The 26,061-nt window shown below is 73.2% G+C and carries 19 protein-coding genes; 14 read left to right on the forward strand and 5 right to left on the reverse strand.

Features of this window, described 5'->3' with window-relative positions; translation table 11 throughout:
• Nucleotides 1-66: 66 nt before the first annotated feature.
• Nucleotides 67-813 carry a hypothetical protein gene (locus ACH4ZA_RS05300; RefSeq protein WP_319281463.1) on the reverse strand — a complete coding sequence of 249 codons (747 nt, stop codon included), beginning with the start codon at nucleotides 811-813 and terminating at the stop codon, nucleotides 67-69.
• Nucleotides 814-956: 143 nt separating this feature from the next.
• Here ACH4ZA_RS05300 and ggt point away from each other — a divergent pair, with 143 nt between their 5' ends.
• The gene (ggt, locus tag ACH4ZA_RS05305) at nucleotides 957-2,768 is read left to right on the forward strand and encodes a gamma-glutamyltransferase (RefSeq protein ID WP_398428092.1); all 1,812 of its coding nucleotides are present in this window, start codon (nucleotides 957-959) and stop codon (nucleotides 2,766-2,768) included.
• A 3-nt stretch (nucleotides 2,769-2,771) separates the two neighbouring features.
• On the opposite strand, the gene ACH4ZA_RS05310 is transcribed toward ggt, so the two are convergent.
• The gene (locus ACH4ZA_RS05310) at nucleotides 2,772-5,321 is read right to left on the reverse strand and encodes an ATP-dependent Clp protease ATP-binding subunit (RefSeq protein WP_398428093.1); all 2,550 of its coding nucleotides are present in this window, start codon (nucleotides 5,319-5,321) and stop codon (nucleotides 2,772-2,774) included.
• Between the two features lie 204 nt (nucleotides 5,322-5,525).
• Complete coding sequence (gene map / locus ACH4ZA_RS05315) at nucleotides 5,526-6,296, reverse strand: type I methionyl aminopeptidase (RefSeq protein WP_398428094.1); 771 nt, start codon at nucleotides 6,294-6,296, stop codon at nucleotides 5,526-5,528.
• Nucleotides 6,297-6,328: 32 nt separating this feature from the next.
• Here map and ACH4ZA_RS05320 point away from each other — a divergent pair, with 32 nt between their 5' ends.
• The 9 genes from ACH4ZA_RS05320 (at nucleotide 6,329) to ACH4ZA_RS05360 (ending at nucleotide 17,471) form a co-directional block, all read left to right on the forward strand.
• Nucleotides 6,329-6,580: a helix-turn-helix transcriptional regulator gene (locus tag ACH4ZA_RS05320; protein WP_319281458.1), complete on the forward strand. Its 252-nt coding sequence runs from the start codon at nucleotides 6,329-6,331 to the stop codon at nucleotides 6,578-6,580.
• Between the two features lie 166 nt (nucleotides 6,581-6,746).
• Nucleotides 6,747-8,318 (forward strand): hypothetical protein, encoded by a 1,572-nt coding sequence (locus tag ACH4ZA_RS05325; protein WP_398428096.1) that lies wholly within the window; start codon nucleotides 6,747-6,749, stop codon nucleotides 8,316-8,318.
• A gap of 181 nt (nucleotides 8,319-8,499) precedes the next feature.
• Nucleotides 8,500-9,342 (forward strand): nitrilase-related carbon-nitrogen hydrolase, encoded by an 843-nt coding sequence (locus ACH4ZA_RS05330; protein ID WP_319197005.1) that lies wholly within the window; start codon nucleotides 8,500-8,502, stop codon nucleotides 9,340-9,342.
• Nucleotides 9,339-10,622 (forward strand): aspartate aminotransferase family protein, encoded by a 1,284-nt coding sequence (locus tag ACH4ZA_RS05335; protein WP_398428098.1) that lies wholly within the window; start codon nucleotides 9,339-9,341, stop codon nucleotides 10,620-10,622. The genes ACH4ZA_RS05330 and ACH4ZA_RS05335 overlap by 4 nt, the downstream gene beginning before the upstream one ends.
• A 29-nt stretch (nucleotides 10,623-10,651) precedes the next feature.
• A complete protein-coding gene (locus ACH4ZA_RS05340; RefSeq protein ID WP_398428099.1) occupies nucleotides 10,652-12,235 on the forward strand; it encodes a PucR family transcriptional regulator in 1,584 nt (527 codons plus the stop codon).
• Nucleotides 12,236-12,424: 189 nt separating this feature from the next.
• The gene (locus ACH4ZA_RS05345; protein WP_398428100.1) at nucleotides 12,425-13,267 is read left to right on the forward strand and encodes a nitrilase-related carbon-nitrogen hydrolase; all 843 of its coding nucleotides are present in this window, start codon (nucleotides 12,425-12,427) and stop codon (nucleotides 13,265-13,267) included.
• 94 nt (nucleotides 13,268-13,361) lie between these two features.
• On the forward strand, nucleotides 13,362-14,765 hold the full coding sequence (hydA, locus tag ACH4ZA_RS05350) for a dihydropyrimidinase (RefSeq protein ID WP_398428102.1): 1,404 nt from the start codon (nucleotides 13,362-13,364) through the stop codon (nucleotides 14,763-14,765).
• Between the two features lie 11 nt (nucleotides 14,766-14,776).
• A complete protein-coding gene (locus ACH4ZA_RS05355; RefSeq protein ID WP_398428103.1) occupies nucleotides 14,777-15,796 on the forward strand; it encodes a TIGR03842 family LLM class F420-dependent oxidoreductase in 1,020 nt (339 codons plus the stop codon).
• 145 nt (nucleotides 15,797-15,941) lie between these two features.
• The gene (locus tag ACH4ZA_RS05360; RefSeq protein ID WP_398428104.1) at nucleotides 15,942-17,471 is read left to right on the forward strand and encodes an NCS1 family nucleobase:cation symporter-1; all 1,530 of its coding nucleotides are present in this window, start codon (nucleotides 15,942-15,944) and stop codon (nucleotides 17,469-17,471) included.
• A gap of 79 nt (nucleotides 17,472-17,550) precedes the next feature.
• On the opposite strand, the gene ACH4ZA_RS05365 is transcribed toward ACH4ZA_RS05360, so the two are convergent.
• The gene (locus tag ACH4ZA_RS05365) at nucleotides 17,551-18,219 is read right to left on the reverse strand and encodes a hypothetical protein (protein WP_398428106.1); all 669 of its coding nucleotides are present in this window, start codon (nucleotides 18,217-18,219) and stop codon (nucleotides 17,551-17,553) included.
• A 326-nt stretch (nucleotides 18,220-18,545) separates the two neighbouring features.
• Between ACH4ZA_RS05365 and ACH4ZA_RS05370 the strand changes: the two genes are divergently transcribed.
• From ACH4ZA_RS05370 to ACH4ZA_RS05385, 4 genes are all read left to right on the forward strand, one after another.
• Nucleotides 18,546-20,372, forward strand: a complete 1,827-nt coding sequence (locus ACH4ZA_RS05370) for a gamma-glutamyltransferase family protein (protein WP_398428108.1) — start codon at nucleotides 18,546-18,548, stop codon at nucleotides 20,370-20,372.
• Nucleotides 20,373-20,493: 121 nt separating this feature from the next.
• On the forward strand, nucleotides 20,494-21,381 hold the full coding sequence (locus tag ACH4ZA_RS05375) for an inositol monophosphatase family protein (protein WP_398428110.1): 888 nt from the start codon (nucleotides 20,494-20,496) through the stop codon (nucleotides 21,379-21,381).
• A 458-nt stretch (nucleotides 21,382-21,839) separates the two neighbouring features.
• The gene (locus ACH4ZA_RS05380) at nucleotides 21,840-23,252 is read left to right on the forward strand and encodes a phytoene desaturase family protein (RefSeq protein ID WP_398428112.1); all 1,413 of its coding nucleotides are present in this window, start codon (nucleotides 21,840-21,842) and stop codon (nucleotides 23,250-23,252) included.
• A 34-nt stretch (nucleotides 23,253-23,286) separates the two neighbouring features.
• Entirely contained in the window at nucleotides 23,287-23,796 is a 510-nt protein-coding gene (locus tag ACH4ZA_RS05385) for an O-acetyl-ADP-ribose deacetylase (protein ID WP_398428114.1), read from the forward strand.
• Nucleotides 23,797-23,978: 182 nt separating this feature from the next.
• Here ACH4ZA_RS05385 and ACH4ZA_RS05390 read toward each other — a convergent pair whose 3' ends face one another.
• On the reverse strand, nucleotides 23,979-25,925 hold the full coding sequence (locus tag ACH4ZA_RS05390; RefSeq protein WP_398428116.1) for a M1 family aminopeptidase: 1,947 nt from the start codon (nucleotides 25,923-25,925) through the stop codon (nucleotides 23,979-23,981).
• Nucleotides 25,926-26,061: the final 136 nt, after the last annotated feature.

The raw sequence follows: 26,061 nt of genomic DNA on the forward strand, positions 1-26,061 counted from the left end.
ACGAGCCGCATTGCAAAGTGACCCGACGGTAACCGCATCCCGTACCGTAGGTAACCCGCCGGTAAGTTACGTGCCAGTAACGATTGTCGGCTCCGGCAGCGGAGTCTGGGCCTGCCGCGTCACGTCCGCCACCAGCTCGACCACGTCCGGCCCGTACGCATGGGAGTTGACGACCTTCAGCAGCAGCACGAAGGAGCCGTCCCCGTACTTGCGCGCCAGCCGCTCGTGATGGCGGACGAGATACCGGGTGGCGGCCTGGTTGTTGATGGCCCGTTGGCCGCAGAACAGGAACACCGGCCGGGCCCCGCGCCGCCGCCCCGCGGTGAGCCGCGCCAGCAGGACGTACTCGACGACCCCCGACTCCATCCGGTAGTCCTCGTCGCCGATCCGGAACGCCAGCCGCTCCGGCCCCGGTTCCCGGTCGGTGTTGACCCGCACCCCCGGGAGTAGGGCCTGGACGTGGGCCGCCATGCGCCGGTTGGAGCCCGGACCGCCGACGCAGAACTCCGTCCGCTCCCCGAAACCCTGCCGTGCCGCGTCCTGCGTGACCACCTCGGCGCCCGCGCCGCAGTCCTTGATCAGCGCGGCGAGTTCCAGGAGCGCGAACACGTCGTACCGGTGCACCGCGAGGTCGGCGCTGCCCGCGTCGCGGTTGACGACGAGCAGGCATTCCGAGTTCTCGGGCAGCCCGAAGAACGCCTGCTTGCGCCGCAGTCTGCGGCGCCACAGAAAGGTCCGGGCGACCCAGCCGAGCGCGGCGCTGACGCCGGCCGCGATGACGCCGAGGACGATATTGCGCACGTCGTCGTTCATGGGCGCGCATGGTAGCGGTCGAGCACGCCTGAGGCGTACCCGTGTTCGAGGTGTGGCAGTCGTATGACAGTGCCCGGAAGGTGTCTGTCGAGGCCCCGCGAATGTGGTTACGCTGCGCGGACGGTCCCGCACTGGAGGTACGGATGCGTCGCCCTGTCGCGCGGAAACTGTCGGTCCTGGCGGTCTCGGCCGCCGTGGTCACGGTGGGGGCCGCCGCGCCACCCGCCCCCCCAAGAGCCCCTGTCGCCAAGGTCCCGGTCGCCGTCGGCTACGGCGGAGCCGTCGCCAGCGTCGACGCGGACGCCTCGGCGGCCGGCATCGAGGTGCTGCGCGGGGGCGGCAACGCCGTCGACGCGGCCGTCGCCACCGCCGCCGCCCTCGGCGTCACCGAGCCCTACTCGTCCGGTGTCGGCGGAGGCGGCTACTTCGTCTACTACGACGCCAAGTCCCGTGCCGTGCACACCATCGACGGCCGCGAGACGGCTCCGCTGACCGCGGACTCCGGCCTCTTCCTGGAGAACGGCAAGCCGCTCGCCTTCGCCGACGCCGTCACCAGCGGCCTCGGCGTCGGCACGCCGGGCACGCCCGCCACCTGGGCCACCGCCCTGTCCCGCTGGGGCAGCGAACGCCTCGGCACGGTCCTCAGGCCCGCCGAGCGGCTGGCCCGCGACGGCTTCACCGTCGACGACACCTTCCGTTCCCAGACCGCGGCCAACGAGACGCGTTTTCGCTACTTCCCGGACTCCGCGGAGCTGTTCCTGCCCGGCGGACGGCTGCCGGTCGTCGGCTCCACGTTCAAGAACCCCGATCTCGCCCGCACCTACCAGGAGTTGGGCAGGAAAGGCGTCGACGCGATCTACCGAGGCGACCTCGGCGAGGACATCGTCGCCACGGTGAACCACCCGCCCGTGGACCCGGCCTCCGGCTGGAACGCACGGCCGGGCGACCTGTCCGTCAAGGACCTCGCGGCCTACCGCGCCAAGCTGCAGGCGCCCACCAGGACGTCGTACCGCGGCCTCGGCGTCTACTCCATCGCCCCCTCCTCCTCGGGCGGCACGACCGTCGGCGAGGCCCTCAACATCCTCGAGCGGACGAACCTGTCGAAGGCGAGCGAGGTGCAGTACCTGCACCACTACATCGAGGCCAGCAGGATCGCGTTCGCGGACCGCGGGCGCTGGGTCGGCGACCCCGCCTTCGAGAACGTCCCGACGAAGCAGCTTCTGTCGCAGCGGTACGCCGACTCGCGCGCCTGCCTCATCAAGGACGACGCCGTCCTCACCAGCCCCGTCGCGCCCGGAGACCCGCGCAACCCGGCCGCCTGCCCCACCGGCGGCACGGCCGCCCCGACGACGTACGAGGGCGAGAACACCACCCACCTCACCGTCGCCGACAAGTGGGGCAACGTCGTCTCTTACACACTCACCATCGAGCAGACCGGCGGCAGCGGCATCACCGTCCCCGGCCGCGGCTTCCTCCTCAACAACGAGCTGACCGACTTCTCCTTCGCCCCGGCCAACCCGGCCGTGCACGACCCGAACCTGCCCGGCCCCGGCAAGCGGCCGCGTTCGTCGATCTCGCCGACGATCGTCCTGGACAAGCAGGCCAGGCCGGTCGTGGCACTGGGGTCGCCCGGCGGCGCGACGATCATCACCACCGTGCTGCAGACCCTGACCGAGTTCCTCGACCGCCGCCTGCCGCTCGTCGACGCGATCGCGGCCCCGCGCGCCAGCCAGCGCAACGCCGCCCAGACGGAGCTGGAGCCCGCCCTCTACGGCGACACCTCCCCGGGCGGCCTGCGGGCCCGGCTCGAGGCCATCGGCCACTCCTTCAAGCTCAACCCCGAGATCGGCGCGGCGACGGCCGTGCAGCGGCTGCCCGACGGCAGGTGGCTGGCCGCCGCCGAGACCGTCCGGCGCGGCGGCGGCTCGGCGCAGGTGGTGCGCCCCGCGCGGTAGGGGTCACAGCTCGGCGGCCGGGACGGGCGGCGGGGTGCGGAACGCGAGCCGCCCGTCCTCGACCTCCACCCGCACCCGGTCGCCCTGGCCGACCTGGCCGTCTAGCAGCAGCCGTGAGAGCTCGTTGTCGACCTCGCGCTGGATGGTGCGCCGCAGCGGACGGGCCCCGTACTCGGGCTGGTAGCCGCGCTCGGCGAGCCAGTCGACGGCTTTGGCGGCGAACTCCACCGTGACGCCCTGCGCCCGCGCCAGCCGGCGCGTGCCCTCCAGCAACAGGTCGGTGATCTGCCGCAGTTGCCCGTCGGTGAGCTGCCGGAAGACCACCACCTCGTCGATCCGGTTCAGGAACTCCGGCCGGAAGTGCTCGCGCAGCGGCCGCAGGATCCGCTCCCGCCGCGCCTCCTCGTCGGCCTCGCCGCCGCCCGGCCCGAAGCCGATGGCGGCGCCGCGGCGGGTGATCTCCTCCGAGCCCAGATTGCTGGTCATCACGACGACGGTGTGGGTGAAGTCGACCCTGCGGCCCTGGGAGTCGGTGAGGCGGCCGTCGTCGAGGACCTGCAGCAGGACGTTGAAGACGTCCGGGTGGGCCTTCTCCACCTCGTCGAGCAGCAGCAGCGAGTACGGGTGCCGGCGCACCACCTCGGTGAGCTGCCCGGCCTCCTCGTGGCCGACGTAGCCGGGCGGTGCGCCCACCAGCCGGCTGACGGTGTGCCGTTCCTGGTACTCGCTCATGTCGAGCCGGACCATCCGCTCCTCGCTGCCGAACAGCGCTTCGGCGAGCGCCCGGGCCAGCTCCGTCTTGCCGACGCCGGTCGGGCCGAGGAACAGGAAGCTGCCGATCGGCCGGGCGGGGCTCGCGAGGCCGGCACGGGAGCGCAGCACCGCGTCGGAGACGACCCGTACGGCCTCCTCCTGGCCGACCACCCGTTCGTGCAGATGCTCCTCGAGCGCGAGCAGCCGGTCCTTCTCCTCCTGGGTGAGGCGGGCGACGGGGATGCCGGTCTGCCGGGACACGACCTCGGCGACGGCCTCCGCGGTGACCTCCAGATGCCGGCCGTCGTCGGAGGCGTCCTCGCCGCCGGTGTCCGCGACGCGCTGCCTCAGCTCGACGATGCGGTCCCGCAGACGGGTGGCCTCCTCGTACTGCTCGTCCGCGACCGCCCGCTCCTTGTCGCGGGCGAGGTCCTCGATCTCGCGCTCCATCGCCCGCACGTCGCTGCCCTTGGTGCGGGCGCCGAGCCGCACCCGGGCGCCGGCCTGGTCGATGAGGTCGATGGCCTTGTCGGGGAGCCGACGCTCGCTGAGGTGGCGGTCGGACAGCTCCACGGCCGCGACCAGCGCCTCGTCGGCGTAACGGACCTGGTGGTGCGCCTCGTAGCGGTCGCGCAGCCCGCGCAGGATCTCCAGCGCGTCCGCGACGGACGGCTCCGGGACGAGGATGGGCTGGAAGCGGCGGGCGAGCGCCGCGTCCTTCTCGACGCGCCGGAACTCCTCCAGCGTCGTCGCGCCCACGATGTGCAGCTCGCCGCGGGCCAGGGGCGGCTTGAGGATGTTGGCGGCGTCCATCGCCCCGCTCTCGCCGCCGCCGCCCGCGCCGACGACGGTGTGCAGCTCGTCGATGAAGACGATCAGCCGGTCGGAGTGCGCGCGGATCTCGTCGACGACGGTGTTCAGCCGTTCCTCGAAGTCGCCGCGGAAGCGGGTGCCCGCGACCACGCCCGGCAGGTCGAGGGCGACCACGCGCCGGGAGGCGAGCACGTCCGGCACGTCCCCCTCGGCGATCCGCTGGGCGAGACCCTCCACGACGGCGGTCTTGCCGACGCCGGCGTCGCCGATCAGCACCGGGTTGTTCTTGCCGCGCCGGGAGAGGACCTCGATGGTCTGCTCGATCTCGTCGTCCCGGCCGATCACCGGGTCGATGCGCCCCTGCCGGGCCAGCTCGGTGAGGTCGCTGCCGTACTTGTCCAGGGTGGGCGTGGCCGTGGGCCGCTGCCCGTCCGCGGCGCCGGCCGGGCCGGCGGCGTCCGTGGCGTCGGCGGGCAGGCCGGCGGCGGCGAAGCGGGCCGCGTTCAGGATGTGCCCGGCCGCGGAGTCCGGATTGGAGGCGAGGGCGCCGAGCACGTGCTCCGGGCCGATGTGGCCCGCGCCGCGGCTGCGCGCCAGATCGTGCGCGTCCAGCAGGGCGCGCTTGGCGGCGGGCGTCAGGGACAGCGAGGTGGGCGGCGGCGCCTCGCCCGGCGGATACTGCGCCGGCCCCGACCGCTCGTCGATCTCCGTCGCGAGGGAGTCGGGGTCGGCGCCCGCCCGGCTGAGCAGCGAGCGGGTGGGCTCCGCGGAGAGGGCCGCCCGCAGCAGGTGCTCGGTGTCCAGGTCGCGGCTGCCGTGCTCGGCGGCGTACTGGGCGGCGCCGCGGACCAGATCGCGCGCGGGCCTGCTGAGGAGCTGGCCGATGTTGATCTGGCGGGGGCCGGGGCGCGGCCCGCCGAAGAAGCGGGCCAGAAACTCGCCGAAGGGGTCGCCGTAGCCCTCCGGGCCGTTGAAGCCGCTGGTCATGGCGTTCCGTTCGATCGACGTGCGATGCGGTGCCGGGTGCCCTCGGCTGGGGCTTTACCCCCACCTTCGCACGGTCGCCGACCGCGGGCACGCCCAGCGAAGCCCCCGGATCGGGGCCCGGCGCCACCCCGCGGACGGGCCCCCTCGTGCACCCACCCCCGCGCCCCCGGGCCCGCCCGGGCCGCGGACGGACCGCCGTCGTGGCTATCTTCGCTCGGTCAGGACCCGCGGGCCGCCGGCGGTGATCGCCACCGTGTGCTCGGCGTGGGCCGCGCGCGAGCCGTCGTTCGTGCGCAGGGTCCAGCCGTCGGGGGCCGCGTGGTAGCCGTCCGTGCCGCCCGCGATGAGCATCGGCTCGATGGCGATGACCATGCCGTGGCGGAGCGGCAGGCCCCGGCCCGGGCGCCCCTCGTTGGGGACCGCCGGGTCCTCGTGCATATGGCGGCCGATGCCGTGGCCTCCGAAGCCGGCCGGGATGCCGTAGCCGGCCGCCCTGCACACCGTGCCGATGGCGTGCGCGATGTCGCCGATGCGGTTGCCGACGACCGCCGCCTCGATGCCGGCCGCCAGGGCCCGTTCGGCCGTCTCGATCAGCCGGACGTCCGCCGGGCGCGCCCTGCCCACGGTGAAGCTGACGGCCGAGTCGCCGGCCCAGCCGCCCAGCTGCGCGCCGAAGTCGAGCGAGACCAGGTCGCCGTCGCGCAGCCGGTAGCGGGTGGGGATGCCGTGCACGATCGCCTCGTTCACCGACGCGCAGAGCACCGCCGGGAACGGCGTGGGCGCGAACTCCGGGCGGTAGCCGAGGAACGGCGACGTGGCGCCCTCGGCCCGCAGCACGTCGTGGGCCAGCTCGTCCAGCTCCAGCAGACGCACGCCCACGTCGGCGGCCTCCCGCACGGCTGTCAGGGCCCGGGCGACCACCTGGCCCGCCTCGTACATGGCGTCGATCGATGTGTCCGTCTTGAGTTCCACCATGCCAATTACTATACCGGTATTAGAATGACGGCATGGTGCGTACCCCCCTCACCCCGGAAGAGCGCGAGCGCGGCGAGCGGCTCGGCCGGCTGCTGCGCGAGGCGCGCGGCGGCCGGAGCATGGCCGAGATCGCGGCGAGCGCCGGGATCTCCGCCGAGACCCTCCGCAAGATCGAGACCGGCCGGGCGCCCACCCCGGCCTTCTTCACCGTCGCCGCGCTCGCCCGCGTGCTCGGGCTGTCGATGGACGAGCTGGCCGGGCTGTGCTCGCCGGCCGTGGTGTGATCGGCGCGGCCGTCGGCCGGGGGCGGGCCCGATCCGCCCGGAGGTCCTGGGGCGGGATTGCGCCATGTCGCCGCCGCGTCCGCTTTGAAAACTGGCCGTAGCCGCGCTGTAACACGGCTGGTGTTTTCTACGAACCGGAGTGTTCCGGTCGGGCGGGAGACGAACGATGGCTGTGGAACAACTCCCGGGCAGGGTGCGGGAGTTCGCGAGCTACCTGAACGCGCTGCTGGCGCGCCTCGACCAGGGCGCCGGCTGGTGCGCGGTCTTCTGGCAACGCGATCCCGACGGTATGCGGGCCTGCCTCGAAGGACACGAGGTACCGCCCTGGGACGTCATGGAGGCGGTGCTGCAGGACCTGGCCGCCGCGTACGGCCCCGCGGCCGCCGGGCAGGAGACGTCACGGGCCCGGTCCCTGCATGCCGCCGCGCTCGCCGCGCACGACGCCCGTCCCGGCGGCCGTGACGCCCTCGCAGACCGGCTCGACGTCATGCTCCGCGAACAGCGCTACGCCGCCGAACGCCAGGCCGACCTGGGGCACCGGCTCGCCTCGGCGTCCTCCCGGGAGCAGGCCGACGCGTTCCGTCTGGACCTGGCCTGGGCCCACGACGACCATGAGCGGGCCACCGCCCGGTGCGCCGAGCTGCGTCGCCGGATCGCCGAGGCGGACCGTCTCCCGGCAGCCGGCGCGCCCCCGCGCCGGGCCGGACCCACGGCCGACCGGCACGACGCACAGCACGCGCACCGCGCGGGCCCCGGCCACGAGGCGGGCCGAGGGCGCGAGGCGGGCCGCGACGACGACGCACGGATCGCATACGACGCCGGGACGGCCTTCGACGCGCGCGCTGCCGAAGCGCCCGGGGAGTGGGCCGCGCCCGACCCGCCGCCCGCCCAGGAGCCCGCCCCCGCCCCGGACTCCGCCCCCGCCTCGGACTCCGCCCCCGCACCGGTCTCCGATCCGGCCCCCGTGCCCAAGCAGCGCAAACGCCGCCGCGGCAGCGCGCGGTTCGCCGGCATGGCCGAGGAGGCCGACGTCGCCCCCCTCGCCGTTCCCCCCACCTCTTCCGCCTCCGTCCCCGGGCCGGACACGCCCGCGCCCGCCGCGCCCGCCCGCCGCACGCTGCGCGGCGCCCGCTTCGCCGGAGCGGCCGAGACGCCGGCCGCACGGTCGACCGGACGGCCGTCCGCACCGCCGCGCGAGCCGCTGGACGCGACGGCCCGCGAGGAGACCGTCGACGCGGTCCGGCGACTGGTGCGACTGCGTGCCGAAGGGCGCAGCGGCGAGGCGCACGCCCTGCTCGTCGAGCTGGCCGCGCTGCCCGCCGCGCGCATGCCGCTGCTCGCGGCCGAGCTACGGAGCGCCGGGCTCACCGCGGACTGGACGACCCTGCTCTGGGAGGCCGCCTCCCTCCCCGCCGACCGGCTGGTCGCCGCGGCCGACGCGCTGGTCGCGGTGGGGCGCACGGCCGACGGCGAGCAGATCCTGCGGCAGGGGGTGGCCCGGCCGGCCGAGGAGATCGGCCAGGGCGTCCTCGGCCTGGTCCGGGAGGGCCGGCGGCGCGAGGCCCGCGCGCTGCTCGACGCCTACGTCCGGGTCCGCACCCCGGAGGAGGCGGCCCGCAGCGCCGCGCCCCACCCGCAGACCCTCGTCCCGCTGCTGCTCGAGGCGGCTCGGTCGGCCTCGGAGCAACGCCACTGGGACCTGGTGCACGCCCTGCGGGTGGCCGGGTTCACCGCCTGACCGGCGCCGCGCCCGTTGCGCCGAACGCACCGCGACTCACCCACAGGGGTGTGAAACGCGATCGACTCCGCGGGTTGACGACGATGGTCTTGGCAAGCCCGTCCAGGAGGCTTACGTTCGTCCCTCTACGACCTTCGTCTACGGGCGTAGAGGCTCTGACGTCCCGTCGAAGGAGCAGCTCATGGCCAACGTCGTACGTGCCGCACTGGTCCAGGCCACCTGGACCGGCGACACCGAGTCCATGGTGGCGAAACACGAGGAGCACGCCCGGGAGGCGGCCCGCCGGGGCGCGAAGATCATCGGCTTCCAGGAGGTGTTCAACGCTCCCTACTTCTGTCAGGTCCAGGAGCCCGAGCACTATCGCTGGGCGGAGCCGGTCCCGGACGGGCCGACCGTGCGCCGCATGCAGGACCTCGCCCGCGAGACGGGCATGGTGATCGTCGTGCCGGTCTTCGAGGTCGAGCAGTCCGGCTTCTACTACAACACCGCTGCCGTGATCGACGCCGACGGTTCCTACCTCGGCAAGTACCGCAAGCACCACATCCCCCAGGTGAAGGGCTTCTGGGAGAAGTACTACTTCCGGCCGGGGAACATCGGCTGGCCGGTGTTCGACACGGCCGTCGGCCGGGTCGGCGTGTACATCTGCTACGACCGCCACTTCCCCGAGGGGTGGCGGCAGCTGGGCCTCGGGGGCGCCCAGCTGGTCTACAACCCGTCCGCCACCCACCGCGGTCTCTCCGCCCACCTGTGGCAGCTGGAGCAGCCCGCGGCCGCCGTCGCCAACGAGTACTTCGTCGCCGCGATCAACCGGGTCGGCGTCGAGGAGTACGGGGACAACGACTTCTACGGGACGTCGTACTTCGTCGACCCGCGCGGCAAGTTCGTCGGCGACGTCGCGAGCGACCGGGACGAGGAACTCGTCGTCCGCGACCTCGACTTCGACCTCGTCGAGGAGGTCCGGCAGCAGTGGGCGTTCTACCGCGACCGCCGCCCCGACGCCTACGAAGGGCTGGTGCAGCCGTGAGCGACCTCTACGCCCGGCACCGGAGCGTCCTGCCGGACTGGCTCGCCCTCTACTACGAGGAGCCACTGGAGATCACCCACGGCGAGGGCAGGCACGTCTGGGACTCCGACGGCAACAAGTACCTCGACTTCTTCGGCGGCATCCTCACCACCATGACCGCGCACGCGCTGCCCGAGGTCACCAAGGCGGTCGCCGAGCAGGCCGGTCGGATCGTCCACTCCTCGACGCTGTACCTCAACCGGCCCATGGTCGAACTCGCCGAGCGCATCGCCCACATCAGCGGCATCCCCGACGCCCGGGTCTTCTTCACCACCTCGGGCACCGAGGCCAACGACACCGCGCTGCTGCTCGCCACCGCCCACCGGCGCAGCAACACCGTGCTGGCGATGCGCAACAGTTACCACGGCCGTTCCTTCAGCACGGTCGGCATCACCGGCAATCGCGGCTGGTCCCCGACGTCGCTGTCACCGTTGCAGACGGTGTACGTGCACGGCGGGGTCCGCGGACGAGGACCGTTCGCCGGTCTCGACGACGCGGCCTTCGTCGACGCCTGCGTCGCCGACCTCAAGGACCTGCTCGGCCACACCCGTCCGCCCGCCGCGCTGATCGCCGAGCCCATCCAGGGGGTCGGCGGTTTCACCTCGCCGCCCGACGGCCTGTACGCGGCCTTCCGCGAGGTGCTGGACGAACGCGGCATCCTGTGGATCGCCGACGAGGTGCAGACCGGCTGGGGCCGCACCGGCGAGCACTTCTGGGGCTGGCAGGCACACGGCCGAAACGGTCCGCCGGACATCGTCACCTTCGCCAAGGGCATCGGCAACGGCATGTCCGTGGGCGGCGTCATCGCCCGCTCCGAGATCATGAACTGCCTGGACGCCAACAGCATCTCCACCTTCGGCGGCACCCAGATCACCATGGCGGCCGCCCTCGCCAACCTCTCCTACCTGCTGGAACACGACCTCCAGGGCAACGCCCGGCGGGTCGGCGGCATGCTCATCGAGCGGCTGCGGGCCGCCGCCGCCCAGGATCCGGGCGTACGGGAGGTGCGCGGGCGCGGCCTCATGATCGGCGTCGAGCTGACCCGGCCGGGCACCGGACTGGCCGACCCGGACCGGGCGTCCGCGGTGCTGGAGGCGGCCCGCGCCGGCGGGCTGCTGATCGGCAAGGGCGGCGGCCACGACACCAGCGCCCTGCGCGTCGCACCGCCCCTGTCGCTGACCGTGGCGGAGGCCGAAGAGGGCGCCGCGATCCTCGAGAGCGCGCTGAGGAGCACGCGATAGCGCAGTCCTGAGCCAAGGGAAACATCGCCATGACCATTGCCCTGGAGCCCTGGGGGCCCGTGGAGCCGCTGGAACCCGCCCTGTCGGTCCGTCAGGTCCTGTCCCTGGAAAGGGTCCTGGCCGGAGAGCCCGAAGTGGTGGCGGGAGCCGGCCAGCTCGACCGCCCGGTGCGCTGGGTGCACGTCGCCGAGGCGGCCGACGTCGGCGTGATGCTGACCGGCGGCGAGATGGTGCTCACCACCGGGGTGCTGCTCGCCGGCGACGAGAGCGCGCAGACGGAGTACGTCCGCTCCCTGCACCGCGCCGAGGCCGCGGCCGTGGTGCTGGGCCTCGGACGGGCGTTCCCGACCACGCCCGACGCGATGCGGCGGGCCGCCGAACGGTGCGGGCTGCCGATGGTCGTGCTCCATCGCCCCTTCCCCTTCGCCGAGTTGACGGAGGAGGTGCAGTCCCGGCTGGTGCGGCGCAAGTTCGCCGCCGTCAGCCTCTCGGAGGCCGTGCGGACCGCGCTCACCACGCTGATCACCGCCGGAGCCCCGCTGCAGCCGCTGCTCGACGAGATCGCCCAGCACGCCGGCTGTCCCGTCGTCGTCACCAACCTCGCCCACCGGGTGCTGGCCACGGCGGGGGAGCGGCCGGCGGTCGACGACGTGCTGCGGGACTGGGAACGCATCGCCCGCCAGGCCGGCGGCACCGAGGGGGACGGCTGGATCCGCGCCGAGCTCGGCGGTCGCGGCGAACGCTGGGGACAGATCATGCTCTGCGGGTACCGCGGCGACACCGCGGGCGGACGGCTGCTCGCCGACCGGGCCGCCGAGGCGCTCGTGCTGCACCGCATGCTCGGCGGCGCCTCCGCCCACAGCTGGGAGGAACAGTCCGCGCAGAGCCTGCTCACGGACCTGATCTCCGGCGTCGTCCCGGCACGCCATCTGCTGCCCAGGGCGCGGGCGGCCGGTCTGCCGGTCAACCGGCGCACCTTCGTGCCGCTCGTCGTGCGGGACGTCGCCCTCGACCGACTCGAACGGGTCCTGAGGTTGCTGGGGCTCGCGGGACTGGTCGCGGAACTCGCGGACGGGGCGACGGCGGTGCTGCTCAGCCTCGCCCGCGACCAGGACGCCGAGGCGCTCGCCGCCCACTTCGCGACCCGGCTGCGCACCGAGTCGGGCCAGGCTCGCACCGTCGTCGCGGCGGCCGCCCCGCGGACCGTCTGGGACGAGACGCCCGCCGGGCTGCGCGAGGCCCAGCACGTGGCGGACGCCGTGGCAGACTCGGCCGCCGTCCTCGACCTGCCGCCCGTCGTGCGGCTCAAGGACGTCCATCTGCGCGGACTGATCCGGCTGCTGCGGGACGACCCGCACGTGCAGTCGTTCGCCGAGCGGGAGCTGGACGGACTGCTCTGCGCGGCCGGGGACGACCTGCTCGCCGTCCTGCGGACGTATCTGGCCACCGGCCGCAACAAGTCCCGCACCGCCCAGCTCCACCACGTCTCCCGGCCGGCGCTGTACCGCCGGCTGGAGGCGATAGAGGGCCGGCTCGGCGTGGACCTCGACGACTTCGAACAGGCCGCCTCGGTGCACATCGCGCTGCTCGCGCATGACGCGCAGCAGGGCTGAACAGCGCGCGGCCGGCACGCGGAAACAGCTGAGAAACATGGAACGACCTGGGAAAACGGTGGTGAAACATGGGTCCGGGAAGACGTGACACGATGCCACGCCACCCGTGCGCAGGCGTGACACCGTGCAACTCAAAGCAGGCCGGTCGGCTTCCTAGGCTCCTCGTACACCGAGCGACCGGAGGTCCCGATGAGCAGAGTGATCCGTGCCGCCGTCTTCCAGACGGCCTGGACCGGCGACAAGGAATCGATGATCCGGGTGCACGAGCAGGCGGTCCGCGACGCGGCCGCGCAGGGCGCCCAGGTCCTGTGCTTCCAGGAACTGTTCTACGGTCCCTACTTCTGCCAGGTCCAGGACCCGCAGTTCTACGAGTACGCCGAGCAGATCCCCGACGGCCCGATCGTCAAGCGTTTCCAGGCGCTCGCCAGGGAGCACGGCATCGTCCTGGTGCTGCCGATGTACGAGGAGGAGCAGCCCGGCGTCCTCTACAACACCGCTGCCGTGATCGACGCGGACGGCTCCTACCTCGGCAAGTACCGCAAGCACCACATCCCCCAGGTGAAGGGCTTCTGGGAGAAGTTCTACTTCCGCCCCGGGAACGCCGGCTGGCCGGTGTTCGACACGGCCGTCGGCCGGGTCGGCGTGTACATCTGCTACGACCGCCACTTCCCCGAGGGCTGGCGTGCGCTGGGGCTCGAGGGAGCCGAGATCGTCTTCAACCCGTCGGCGACCTCCCGGGGTCTGTCCGCGTACCTGTGGCAGCTGGAGCAGCCGGCGGCGGCCGTCGCCAACGAGTACTTCGTCGGCGCGATCAACCGGGTCGGCGTCGAGGAACTCGGCGACAACGACTTCTACGGGACCTCGTACTTCGTGGACCCGGAGGCCCAGTTCGTCGGGGAGGTGGCCAGCGACAAGGAGCCCGAACTCGTCGTCCGCGACCTCGACATGGCGAAGCTGCGCGCGGTCCGCGACCGCTGGCAGTTCTACCGCGACCGCCGTCCGGACGCCTACGGCCCGCTGACCGCACCGTAACCGGCCGCGACCGCCGCCGGTCCGGTGCACGGGGGCCGGACCGGCGGCGCCCCTCAGACACGACGACAGCGTTGAACACGGCAGGAGAGGGAGAATGAGCAGCCGAACCGTCATCCGGGGTGGTCTCGTCATCACCGCGTCCGACGAGATCCACGCCGACGTCCTCATCGAGGACGGCCGCATCGCCGCCCTCGCCGCCTCCGGCACCCCGGCCGCCGGGGCCTGGACCGCCGAGCGCGTCATCGACGCCACCGGGAAGTACGTGATCCCGGGCGGGGTGGACGTCCACACCCACATGGAGCTGCCGTTCGGCGGCACCTCGGCCTCCGACACCTTCGAGACCGGCACCCGCGCCGCCGCCTGGGGCGGCACGACGACCATCGTCGACTTCGCCGTGCAGAGCGTCGGGCACAGCCTGCGCGAAGGCCTCGACGCCTGGCACGCGAAGGCCGAGGGCAACTGCGCGATCGACTACGGCTTCCACATGATCGTCTCCGACGTGAACCAGGACACGCTCAAGGAGATGGACCACCTGGTGGCGGAGGGCGTCACCTCCTTCAAGCAGTTCATGGCCTACCCCGGCGTCTTCTACAGCGACGACGGCCAGATCCTGCGCGCCATGCAGCGCTCCGCCGAGAACGGCGGACTGATCATGATGCACGCGGAGAACGGCATCGCCATCGACGTCCTCGTCGAACAGGCGCTCGCACGCGGCGAGACGGACCCGAGGTACCACGGCGAGGTGCGCAAGGCCCTCCTGGAGGCCGAGGCCACGCATCGCGCGATCAAGCTCGCGCAGGTCGCCGGGGCGCCGCTGTACGTCGTGCACGTATCGGCGATGGAAGCGGTTGCGGAACTCGCCAGGGCGCGCGACGACGGGCTGAACGTCTTCGGCGAGACCTGTCCGCAGTACCTGTTCCTGTCGACCGACAACCTCGCCGAACCCGGCTTCGAGGGCTCGAAGTACGTGTGCAGCACTCCGCTCAGGCCGAAGGAGCACCAGGCCAAGCTGTGGCAGGGGCTGCGGACCAACGACCTCCAGGTCGTCTCCACCGACCACTGCCCCTTCTGCTTCGAGGGCCAGAAGGAGCTCGGCCGGGGCGACTTCTCGAAGATCCCCAACGGCCTCCCGGGCGTCGAGAACCGCATGGACCTCCTCCACCAGGCCGTCGTCGACGGGCACATCAGCCGCCGGCGCTGGATCGAGATCGCCTGCGCCACCCCCGCCCGCATGTTCGGCATGTACCCCAAGAAGGGCACCATCGCCCCGGGCGCCGACGCCGACGTCGTGATCTACGACCCGCAGGCCGAGCAGACCGTCTCCGCCGCGACCCACCACATGAACGTCGACTACTCGGCCTACGAGGGCAAGCGGATCACCGGCCGCGTCGAGACGGTGCTGTCGCGGGGCGAGCCCGTCATCACCGAGCGGGAGTACACCGGACACGCCGGACACGGCGTCTACACCCCGCGCTCCACCTGTCAGTACCTCAACTAGGAGCAGCGCCCATGGACTTCGGACTCGTCCTGCAGACCGACCCGCCGGCCTCCAAGGTCGTCAGCCTGATGCAGCGCGCCGAACGGAACGGCTTCACCTACGGCTGGACCTTCGACTCCGCCGTGCTGTGGCAGGAACCGTTCGTGATCTACAGTCAGATCCTCGCGAACACCGACCGGCTGACCGTCGGTCCCATGGTCACCAACCCCGGCACCCGCACCTGGGAGGTCACCGCCTCCACCTTCGCCACCCTCAACGACATGTTCGGCAACCGCACCGTCTGCGGCATCGGACGCGGCGACTCCGCGATGCGCGTCGCCGGCCGCGCGCCCAACACCCTCGCCCGGATCAGCGAGGCCATGAAGGTCATCCGGGCGCTCGGCTCCGGCCGGGAGGCGGACCTCGGCGGGACGGTCGTGCGGTTCCCCTGGATCAAGGACGACGCCCGGCTGCCCGTCTGGATGGCCGCGTACGGGCCCAAGGCGCTGAAGATGACCGGCGAGGAGGCCGACGGCTTCATCCTCCAGCTCGCCGACCTGTACCTCACCGAGTACATGGTGAAGGCGGTGAAGGACGCCGCGGCCGCCGCCGGACGCGACCCGGGCGAGGTCAAGATCTGCGTCGCCGCCCCCGCGTACGTCACGGACGACGACTCCCCGCAGGCGCTGGCCCACGCCCGAGAGCAGTGCCGGTGGTTCGGCGGCATGGTCGGCAACCACGTGGCCGACCTGGTGTCGAAGTACGGCGAGCACTCCTCCCAGGTCCCCGAGGAGCTCACCGACTACATCAAGGCCCGGCAGGGGTACGACTACTCGCACCACGGCCGCAGCGACAACCCCGACACCGCGTTCGTGCCCGACGAGATCGTCGACCGGTTCTGCCTCGTCGGACCGGTCGAGAAGCACATCGAGAAGCTGAACGCCCTGCGCGACCTCGGCGTCGACCAGTTCGCCGTCTACGACATGCACGACGCGCAGGAGAAGGTCATCGACGCCTACGGCGCGACGGTGATCCCCGCCGTCAACGGCTGACCCCTCTCCTCCCGCGCGCGGCTCCCCACCGCCGCCCTCCCCGTCCCCCCACTCCAGTTCTCCCCTCCTCCACCGTCCGGGGAGGAGGGGGCCGGAGACCCCGCACGGCCTTTCCGGATCCGCCCCTCGTTTGATTGGCCTGCCCATGACCGACACCGCTCCCACGGCCATACCGCCGACCGCCCAAGTCACCCTCGCCGACGGCCGGGTGGAGATCGCCCCCGGTTCGCCGCAGCCCAGCGGCCCCTACGCCAACGAGGACCTGCTCCCGGTCCCGGTGCACAAGCGCACCTGGACCACCTACAACTTCTCCGCGCTGTGGGTCGGCATGGCCCACAACACGGCGTCGTGGACGCTGGCCTCCGGTCTGATCGCCGTCGGCATGGACTGGAAGCAGGCGGTGCTCACCATCGCCCTGGCCAATGTGATCGTGCTGGTGCCGATGCTGCTCACCGGGCACGCGGGACCCAAGTACGGCATTCCCTTCCCGGTCTTCGCCCGTGCCTCCTTCGGCATACGCGGCGCCAACCTCCCCGCCGTGGTACGGGCGTTGGTGGCGTGCGGCTGGTTCGGCATCCAGACGTGGATCGGCGGCGAGGCGATCTACTTCCTCGCCGGCAAGCTGATCGGCGGCGGCTGGAGCGACGCCGGGAAGATCGGCGGCTACGCCTGGACCATGTGGCTGTCGTTCGCGATCTTCTGGGCGATCCAGGTCGCGATCATCTACCGGGGCATGGAGACGATCCGCCGCTTCGAGAACTGGGCGGCTCCCTTCGTCCTCGTCGGCGCGCTCGTGATGCTGATCTGGATGAGCAACAAAGCAGGCGGTTTCGGCCCGTTGCTGGACCAGCCCTCCAAGCTCGGCTGGGGCGGCGGCTTCTGGAAGCTCTTCTGGCCGTCCCTCATGGGCATGATCGGCTTCTGGTCGACGCTGTCGCTGAACATCCCCGACTTCACCCGCTACGGGAAGTCGCAGCGGGCGCAGACCTGGGGACAGGCTCTCGGTCTTCCCACGACGATGACGCTGTTCGCGCTGCTGTCGGTGATGGTCACCTCCGGCTCGCAGGCCGTCTACGGCGAGACGATCTGGGACCCGGTACAGCTCGCCGCGAAGACGGACAACGCCGTCGGGCTGCTCTTCGCGCTGGTGACCGTGCTGGTGGCGACCCTGTCGGTGAACATCGCGGCCAACCTGGTGTCGCCCGCCTTCGACTTCTCCAACGTCGCGCCCCGGAAGGTCAGCTTCCGCACCGGCGCACTCGTCACCTGCGTGCTCGGCGTGCTGATCTTCCCGTGGAAGCTGTACTCCGACCCGCAGGGCTACATCTTCACGTGGCTCGGTCTGGTCGGCGGTCTGCTGGGCACGGTCGCCGGCATCCTCATCGCCGACTACTGGATCCTGCGCCGCGGCAGACTCGACCTGACCGACCTGTACCGGGCCGGCGGCCGCTACTGGTACGACGGCGGCTGGAACTGGCGGGCCGTGGCCGCGTTCGTGGCCGGCGGCGTCCTCGCGATCGGCGGCGCCAGCTTCAAGCCGCTGTTCGACGGCCGTCCCGTCCCGGCGCTTGAACCTCTCGCCGACTACGGCTGGGCCGTCGGCCTGGGCACCTCGATCGTGGTGTACCTGGCCCTGATGCTGCCGCGCGGCCGGCAGGAGGAGAGCGCCGTCTGAGACGGGCGCCCGCGGCACGTGCGCATCACCGCGCGCGTGCCGCAGGCGCGCCGGACGGGACGAACGGCGCGCGCGGCCCTCAGGTCCTGCCGCCGCTCCGCAGGGCGGCCACCGCTTCCTTCGCGGCCCTGATCGCGCCCTTGTTGATCTCGTCCGTGGCGGGCGCCTTCTTCGTCTCGAAGTCGCTGCCGTTGTAGTTGACGATCACCAGCGCGTTGGCGACCCGGGCGATCACGACGCCCTCGCGGGTCTGCTGCTTGTCCTCGGTCGTGAGGTTCACCACCGAGTAGCCCTCGTCGCCGAGCCCCGGCACCGCCCCGCCGCCGCTCTTCTCCGTGGTGCGCTCCTTGTACGAGCTGCCTGCCGCCTCGTCCGAGTCGGCGATCTCGAAGGAGACGTCGAGCCAGCGGTAGTCGTAGCCCTTGAGCGCGTTCCAGGAGCAGGTGCGGCGCAGCGCGGTGTCCGTGGACGGGATCTCCTTGCCCGCCGGCTTGGCGCCCGGCACGAGGGAGGCGACCGTCTTGACGGTCACGCCGGTGCACGGAGCGGGCGCGGCCGCGTACGTCTTGGGGGCGGCGCTGGAGGACTGTCCGGACGACGCGTCGGACTGGGCCTTGCGCGTGTCCTTGCTCGCCGTGTCCTGCGGTTCGTCGGAGGGGCCGGACGACATCGCCCAGCCGGCACAGGCGAGCACGACCACCGGGGTCAGACGCGCGGTGAGGGCGAGCGGCAGTGGGAGAGAGCGCACGGAGCACTTTCGTGGGGGACGGTGTGGACGGGGTCCGCTGTGCGGACGGCAGACGCCAGTGTCACACGACTCCCTGTGGGGCGGAAGTGCGAACTCGCTCCGTGGCCGCGCGATGACGAAGGGGCCCGGATCTACCGGGACATCACTGCCCTTCACGCGCATAGGGGACGCCGGGCGTGGTGCGGGGGCGGGTGCGTCGTCCGGGGCGGGACCGCGACGGCGGACGCCGCGATCCCGCGACGGCGGGGACCGCGGTCTCCGGGGCCCGGGCGGAGGGTGGATGCGTACGATCGCGAGGTCGGCCGCACGCGCAGTGAGGAGCCCCGGTGTTCACCACCCGCCCCACCCTCCAGGGCACCTTCGGCATGGTCTCCTCCACGCACTGGCTGGCCTCGCAGTCGGCGATGGCCGTGCTGGAGGACGGCGGCAACGCCTATGACGCGGCCGTGGCCGGGGCGTTCGTGCTGCACGTCGTCGAGCCGCACCTCAACGGGCCCGCGGGCGAGGTCCCGATCCTGCTCGCCCCGGCCGGCGGCGAGGTGCGGGTGCTGTGCGGGCAGGGTGTGGCGCCGGCCGGGGCGACGGTCGCGCACTACCGCGGTCTCGGCCTGGACCTCGTGCCCGGCACGGGCCCCCTCGCCGCCGCCGTCCCCGGTGCGGTCGACGCGTGGCTGCTCCTCCTGCGGGACCACGGCACCAAGTCCCTCGATCACGTGCTGAAGTACGCGATCGGGTACGCCGAGCACGGGCACGCGCCCGTGGAGAACGTCGGCGCGACCGTCGAGACGGTACGGGAGCTGTTCGAGACGGAGTGGACCTCGTCGGCGGAGGTGTACCTGCCCGGCGGGCGGTCGCCGCGCCCCGGTGAGCTGCTGCGCAACCCGGCGCTCGCGGCCACCTGGAAGCGGCTGCTCGCCGAGACGGCGCCGGCGGGCGACCGGGAGGCCCGCATCGAGGCGGCGCGGGAGGTGTGGCGTTCGGGGTTCGTCGCCGAGGCGCTCGTGCGGCAGTCCGAGCGGCCCACCCTGGACACCAGCGGCGAGCGTCACACGGGCACGCTCACGGCCGCCGACCTCGCCGGCTGGTCCGCGTCCTACGAGACGCCGTCGACGTACGACTGGAACGGCTGGACCGTGTGCAAGGCCGGCCCCTGGAGCCAGGGCCCGGCCCTCCTGCAGCAGCTCGCCCTCCTCCCGCCCGAGCTCCCCGAGTACGGCTCGGCCGCCTACGTCCATCTCCTGGTGGAGGGCTGCAAGCTCGCCATGGCCGACCGCGAGGCCTGGTACGGCGACGCGGCCGAGGTCCCGCTGGAGGCCCTGCTCGCCCCCGGCTACAACGCGTCTCGCCGACGGCTGATCGGCGAGGAGGCGTCGTACGGGCTGCGGCCCGGCAGCCCCGGCGGGCGCACCCCGCGGCTGAGCGCGCTCGCGCATCTGATCGCCGTGGACGACCCCGCCGCCGGCCCCCTCGGCGTCGGCGAGCCGACCGTCGCCAAAGGGCCCGCGTCGCCCGTGTCCGGCGAGCCGGCGGTCGGCGTCGACGGGGCCGTCCGCGGCGACACCTGTCACCTCGACGTCGTCGACCGCTGGGGCAACATGGTCGCGGCGACGCCCAGCGGGGGCTGGCTGCAGTCCAACCCGGTCGTGCCCGAGCTGGGCTTCCCGCTCGGCACGCGGCTGCAGATGACCTGGCTGGAGGAGGGCCTGCCGAACTCCCTCACGCCGGGGCGCCGTCCCCGCACCACCCTCACGCCCTCGCTCGCGCTGCGCGACGGGGTCCCGGTCCTGGCGTTCGGCACGCCCGGCGGCGACCAGCAGGACCAGTGGCAGCTGCACTTCCTCCTGGGGGTCGCCCTGCGCGCGCGGGTGCGCGGCGGTCTCGACCTGCAGGGTGCGATCGACGCGCCCAACTGGCACACCGACGGCTTCCCCGGCTCCTTCTTCCCGCGCGGCATGCGGCCCGGCAGTCTCACCGTGGAGTCCCGGATGCCGGCGGCGGTGGTGGAGGGGCTGCGGCGGCGCGGCCACCGGGTGACCGTCGGCGACGCCTGGTCCGAGGGCCGTCTGTGCGCGGTCGCCCGCGATCCGGCGACCGGGATCCTGTCGGCGGCCGCCAACCCGCGCGGGATGCAGGGGTATGCGGTGGGCCGCTGACGGGCCCGCGCCGTCCGCGCCCGACGGGCCGGGACGTGCGGGCCCCCGTTCTTCATCCCGATTCCACCCGTGATGCACCGGGCGGGCGGGGATTGTCAGTGCGGCGTGCTGTCATGGAGGCATGATCGAAGACACGGAAACCATCGACGAGTTTCTCGTCCGCCACTCGGCCGACGTGGAGGAGGCGGTCCGCCGGGCCGCCGCAGCCGAGATCATGCCGCGCTTCCGGCAGCTCGCCGCGCACGAGGTCGACCAGAAGAACGGCCCCCACGACCTGGTCACGGACGCCGACCGCAACGCGGAGCTGTACCTCACCAAGGCGCTGGGCGCCCTCCTGCCGGGTTCGGTCGTCGTCGGCGAGGAGGCGGTGCACGCCGACCCGTCGACGTACGAGGCGATACAGGGCGGGACACCGGTCTGGATCGTCGACCCGGTCGACGGCACACGGCAGTTCGTGCACGGGGACGACGGCTTCTGCACCCTCGTCGCGCTCGTCCGGCACGGCGTCCTGCACGCCTCCTGGACCTACGCTCCCGCCCGTGGCCAGCTGGCCACGGCCGTCCGCGGCGGCGGCGCCTTCCTCGACGGCGAGCGGCTGTTCGCCGGCCCGCCCGAGCCCGGCCGTGATCTCACCGTGGCCACCTCGCACCCCGACTACACGACCGACGAACAGAAGCACGCCCTGCTGGGGCTCTGGGCGGACGGCGTCGCGCCGCGCCCCTGCGGCTCGGCCGGCCTCGAGTACCTCGCCATCGCCCGGGGCGAGTTGGACGCCACAGCCTTCTCCTGGGAGGCGGCCTGGGACCACGCGGCCGGGCTGCTCCTGGTCGAGGAGGCGGGCGGCGCCCACCTCACCCTCACCGGCGAGCCGTTCCGCGTCAGGGGCGGCAACTCCCTGCCGTTCACGGCAGCCAGGGACGCGGCCACGGCCCGTCGTGTGGCGGCGCTGCTCGCGGGCGGCGAACCCCGCCGCCTGCCCGGCGCGGACCCGCGCCGCCGCACCGCCTGAACCGGCGGGGCCGTGCCGCGGCCGGTACGTGACGCCGCCGGGCGGCCTCCGGTCGCGCGCTGCCCCTGCACCGCGCGAGCGCAGCGGTCGGCCCGGCTCCGGCCGGTGCGTCATGCCGCCGGGCCTTCGGCAGCGCGCTGCCCCTGCGGCCCGGTCGACCGCAGGGTGCGGCCCCGGGCAGCCCTCGCGAGCCGTCCCGGCGCGAGTCCGCGCGGCGCGAGCCAGCCGTTCGGGCACGGGTGCCCGGGCCCGGGGGTCGGCGGGCGTCCCCGTCGGCCCGCCGCCCGTCCCAGGGCCCGCCGACCGCTGCCCGCCGGGCGGCGGACGGCCCGCGCCCGCGCGGCCCGGCCGGTTTCGTGCCCCGCGCCGCAGGTCTCGCATCGCCCCCGGCATATCCTGACTGCGGGGGCCACCGATGTCGGAGGTCACCGGCTGACGAAGGGGTCGAAGTGCCGTCGATGCTCGATGCGGTCGTGGTGGGAGCGGGGCCCAACGGGCTGACCGCGGCGGTGGAGCTGGCCAGACGCGGCTTCTCCGTGGCGCTCTTCGAGGCGCGGGACACCGTGGGCGGGGGCGCCCGCACCGAGGAGCTCACCCTGCCGGGCTTCCGCCACGACCCGTGCGCCGCAGCCCACCCGCTCGGGATCAACTCGCCCGCCTTCCGCGCCCTGCCCTTGGAGCGCTACGGCCTGGAGTGGCTGCACCCCGAGCTGCCCATGGCCCACCCCTTCCTGGACGGCAGCGCCGCCGTGCTGTCCCGGTCGGTGGCGGAGACGGCCGCTTCCTTCGGCACACGCGACGCGGGCGCCTACCGCCGCCTCGTCGAGCCCTTCCTGCCCAAGTGGGACGCCCTGGTCCGCGACTTCATGTCGCTGCCGCTGACCGCCCTTCCACGCGACCCGCTCACCCTGGCCCGTTTCGGTCTGGTCGGCCTGCCCCCGTCCACCTGGCTCACCCGCCGCTTCCACGACGAGCGGGCCAAGACCCTCTTCGCCGGCCTCGTCGCCCATGTCATGGCGCCGCTCGGCGGACTCGCCACCGGCGCCGTCGGGCTGGTCTTCGCCCTCGCGGCGCACGCCCGCGGCTGGCCGGTGGTCCGCGGCGGCTCCCAGTCCCTCTCCGACGCCCTCGCCGCGTACCTCGAGGATCTCGGCGGCAGCGTCCACACGGACTACGAGGTCAAGCGCCTCGACGACCTGCCGCCCGCCCGCGCGTACGTCTTCGACACCTCGCCCACCGCCCTCGGCCGGATCGCCGGCTTCGGCGACTACTACGCGGGGTACAAGTACGGCCCCGGCGTCTTCAAGATCGACTACGCCCTCGACGGCCCCGTCCCCTGGACCGCGCAGGACGCCCGGCGGGCCGGCACCGTGCAGATCGGGGCGGACAGCGCGGAGATCGGCGCCGCGCTGCGCGCGCCCGCCCGTGAGGGCCGCGCGCCCGACCGCCCCTTCCTGATCACCGTGCAGCCCGGCGTCGTCGACCCGACGCGCGCCCCCGAGGGCAAGCACGTGTTCTGGGCGTACGGGCATGTGCCCAACGGCTGGACCGGCGACCTGACCGACGCCATGGAACGCCAACTGGAGCGCTTCGCACCGGGGTTCCGCGACCGGGTCCTGGCCCGGGCCACCGCCGGCCCCGCCGAACTCGCCGCCCGCAACGCCAACTACGTCGGCGGGGACATCGCCGCCGGAGCCGTCTCCGGTCTGCAGATCCTGCTGCGTCCCAAGCTGACGGCCTTCCCGTACGCCACCCCGCACCCGGCCGTCTTCCTGTGCTCGTCGGCCACCCCGCCCGGCCCCGGTGTGCACGGCATGTCGGGCCACAACGCGGCGAAGGCCGTCTGGCGGAGGCTGCGGCAGGAAAGGTGAGCCAGGGCCGCCGCGCGTTGGTATACACACCGGCATGACCACGATCACGCTCGTCCAGGGCGACATCACCCGGCAGTCGGTGGACGCCATCGTCAACGCGGCCAACTCCTCGCTGCTCGGCGGGGGCGGCGTCGACGGCGCCGTCCACCGGCGCGGCGGCCCCGAGATCCTCGCCGACTGCCGCCGTCTGCGCGCCTCGCACTACGGAAAGGGCCTGCCCACCGGTCAAGCGGTCGCCACCACCGCGGGCGACCTGGACGCGCGCTGGGTGATCCACACCGTGGGACCCGTCCACAGCGCCACCGAGGACCGCTCGGACCTGCTGGCCTCCTGCTACCGGGAGTCGCTGCGCGTCGCGGACGAGCTGGGCGCCCGCACGGTGGCCTTCCCGGCGGTCTCCGCGGGCGTCTACGGCTGGCCGATGGACGACGCCGCCCGCATCGCCGTGGAGACGGTACGGGCGGCGCGCACGAACGTGGCCGAGGTGAGGTTCGTGCTCTTCGACGAGCAGGCGTACGGCGCCTTCGCCGGCCAGGTCGGCTGACGCCCCGCACGCCGTCGAGCGGGACGCCCGCCCGGCCGACCGGACGCGCCCCAGGCGCGGTTCGCGGGCCGCGCACCGAGGGCGGCGGCCGACGCAGGCTCCGGTCGGCCACCGCCTCTGCCACTGCCGCCACTTCCGCCTCTGCCGTCGTTCGCCGCCCGAGCCGCCGCCCGGCCGCCGTCTCAGCCGTCGATGCGGTGCGTGGTCCAGAACGACGTCAGGTCCGTGGCCGTGGCGGCCTGTGCGGCCGCCTTGAACGCGGCCGTGGTCGACACGCCGTACCAGTGCGAAGTGGCGTAGTCCTTCAGCAGCTTGGCCATCGCGGTGTCGCCGATCAGCCGCCGCAGGTCGTGCAGCGCGCACTTGCCGTAGCCGTAGACGACGGTGGAGTACCGCGAGGAGTGGGCGTCCCAGTAGGCCATCGAGTTGGTGATCTTCTCCGCCGAGGAGGCCCAGGACACGCTGCTCCAGCAGCCGCTGCCGGTCTTGCCCAGCGCCAGGTCGGTGGCGTAGTCGGTGAACGACTCGTCCAGCCACGGGCTGGTGTACTCGTCGTCGCCGACGATCCCGTACCACCACTGGTGGCCGATCTCATGGGTCAGCGCCGTGGTGCTGACCAGGTCGAGGACGAAGCCGGGGTACTCCATGCCGCCGAACCAGAAGCTGTTGTCGATGACGGCGTCCAACTCGCCGTAGGGGTAGGCGCCGAAGCGGGACGAGTGGGCGTCCACCGCGGTCTTCGCCGTGGTGAGCATCGACTGGGCGTTGGCCGAGCTGATGCCGGAGACCGAGTAGACGTTGATCGGGGTGCCGGCGGCCGAGGTGCCGGAGATCTTGCTGAACGGGCCGGCGGCCCAGGCGAAGTCCCGCACCTGGGAGGCGGTCGCCGTGGTGACGGTGCGGCCGCTGGAGCCGGCGGTGTCGACGGAGGCGCCGGTGGCCGGCACGAGCAGGGTGGTCGGGTGGTCGAGGGTCACCCGGAAGTCGGCGGCCAGGGAGTAGAACGACTCGCCGTTGTTCGTGTACGGGTCCAGATGCCAGCCGGCGCCGTCCTTCACCGCCAGCACGGGCAGCGCGTTGCCGATGAAGCTGAACGCCCCGTCGTGGCCGAACCGGTCGGCGCCGCTGGGCACCGTGATGCCGAGGTCGAAGGCGATCGTGGCGCTCTGTCCCTGGGCCAGGGGTGCGGCGAGGGTGATCTGGAGGGCCGTGCAGCCGACCGAGAGGGCGCCCGCGGTGCCGCCGGTGAGGTTGCCGACCGTGATCGGCATCGCGGCGCAGGTGCCGTGGTAGTTGTCCCAGAGCCGCAGGTACACCTCGGTGAGCGCGGTCGCGGAGGCGTTGGTGAAGGTCGCGCTCTCGTGTCCGTTCCACACCGTGCCGGCGGCGTCGCTGGTCAGGCTGACGGTGTACGACGGGGCCGCCGGGGTGCGGACGGAGTCGGCGGGCGGTGCGGTGTCGCCGGAGGTGTCGAGCGCGATGTCGTCGAGGACGAAGTTCGACGTGAGGCTGGAGTCCTCGGTGCCGGTGAAGGCGAGACTCACGGTCTGGCCCGCGAACGCGGACACGTCGAACGACTTGCGGACGTAGCCGGTGTTCTTGTCGAGGTTGGAGTACGTGGCCAGGGTCGTCGTGCCGATCTTGGCGGTGAGCTTGTCGTACGCGGTGGACGAGGTCGTCTCCGTCGTGTCGATGTGCAGCCAGAACGTGAGGGTGGCGGAGGAACACCCGGAGGGGATGGCGACGCTCTGCGCGAGGGTGTCGGTGTGCGTGCTGCCGACCCCGCCCAGCCAGGCGAAGGCGGTGCCGCCGTGGGCGGTCTGCCCGGCGCGGCTGGTGATCACGGTGGTCGAGGACTGGGTCCACGAGGACGCGCCGCTCTCGAAGCCGCCGTTGACGACGACCTGGGCCGGGGTGCAGACGGCGGCCGACGGGACCGCGCCGCCGCCCGCGGTGCGCACGGACGCGCCCGGCGCGGATGCGACGCCCCGCGACGCGGCGCCGGCGCCCGCGGGTGCGGCCCCGTTCGGCGCGGCGGCTGCCGGGGGTGCGGCGGGGAGCGAGACGGCGGCCAGGGCGGCCAGGGCGAGCGCGCCTGCGGCGAGCGCCTTGCGGGGGGTGGGTCTCACGCGTTGCTCCTTTGCGACGGCCGGGTTTCCGGCCTGCTCGGTGGCTGTCCCCCGACGGCGTGGGTGTGCCGCGGGGCGGTGCGCGACGGTTGCCGGAAGCCTGACAGATCTGACGCGGGCATGCCATCCGCGGCGG

Origin of the sequence: Streptomyces sp. NPDC020597 (assembly GCF_044335095.1) — a bacterium.
GTDB lineage: Bacteria > Actinomycetota > Actinomycetes > Streptomycetales > Streptomycetaceae > Streptomyces.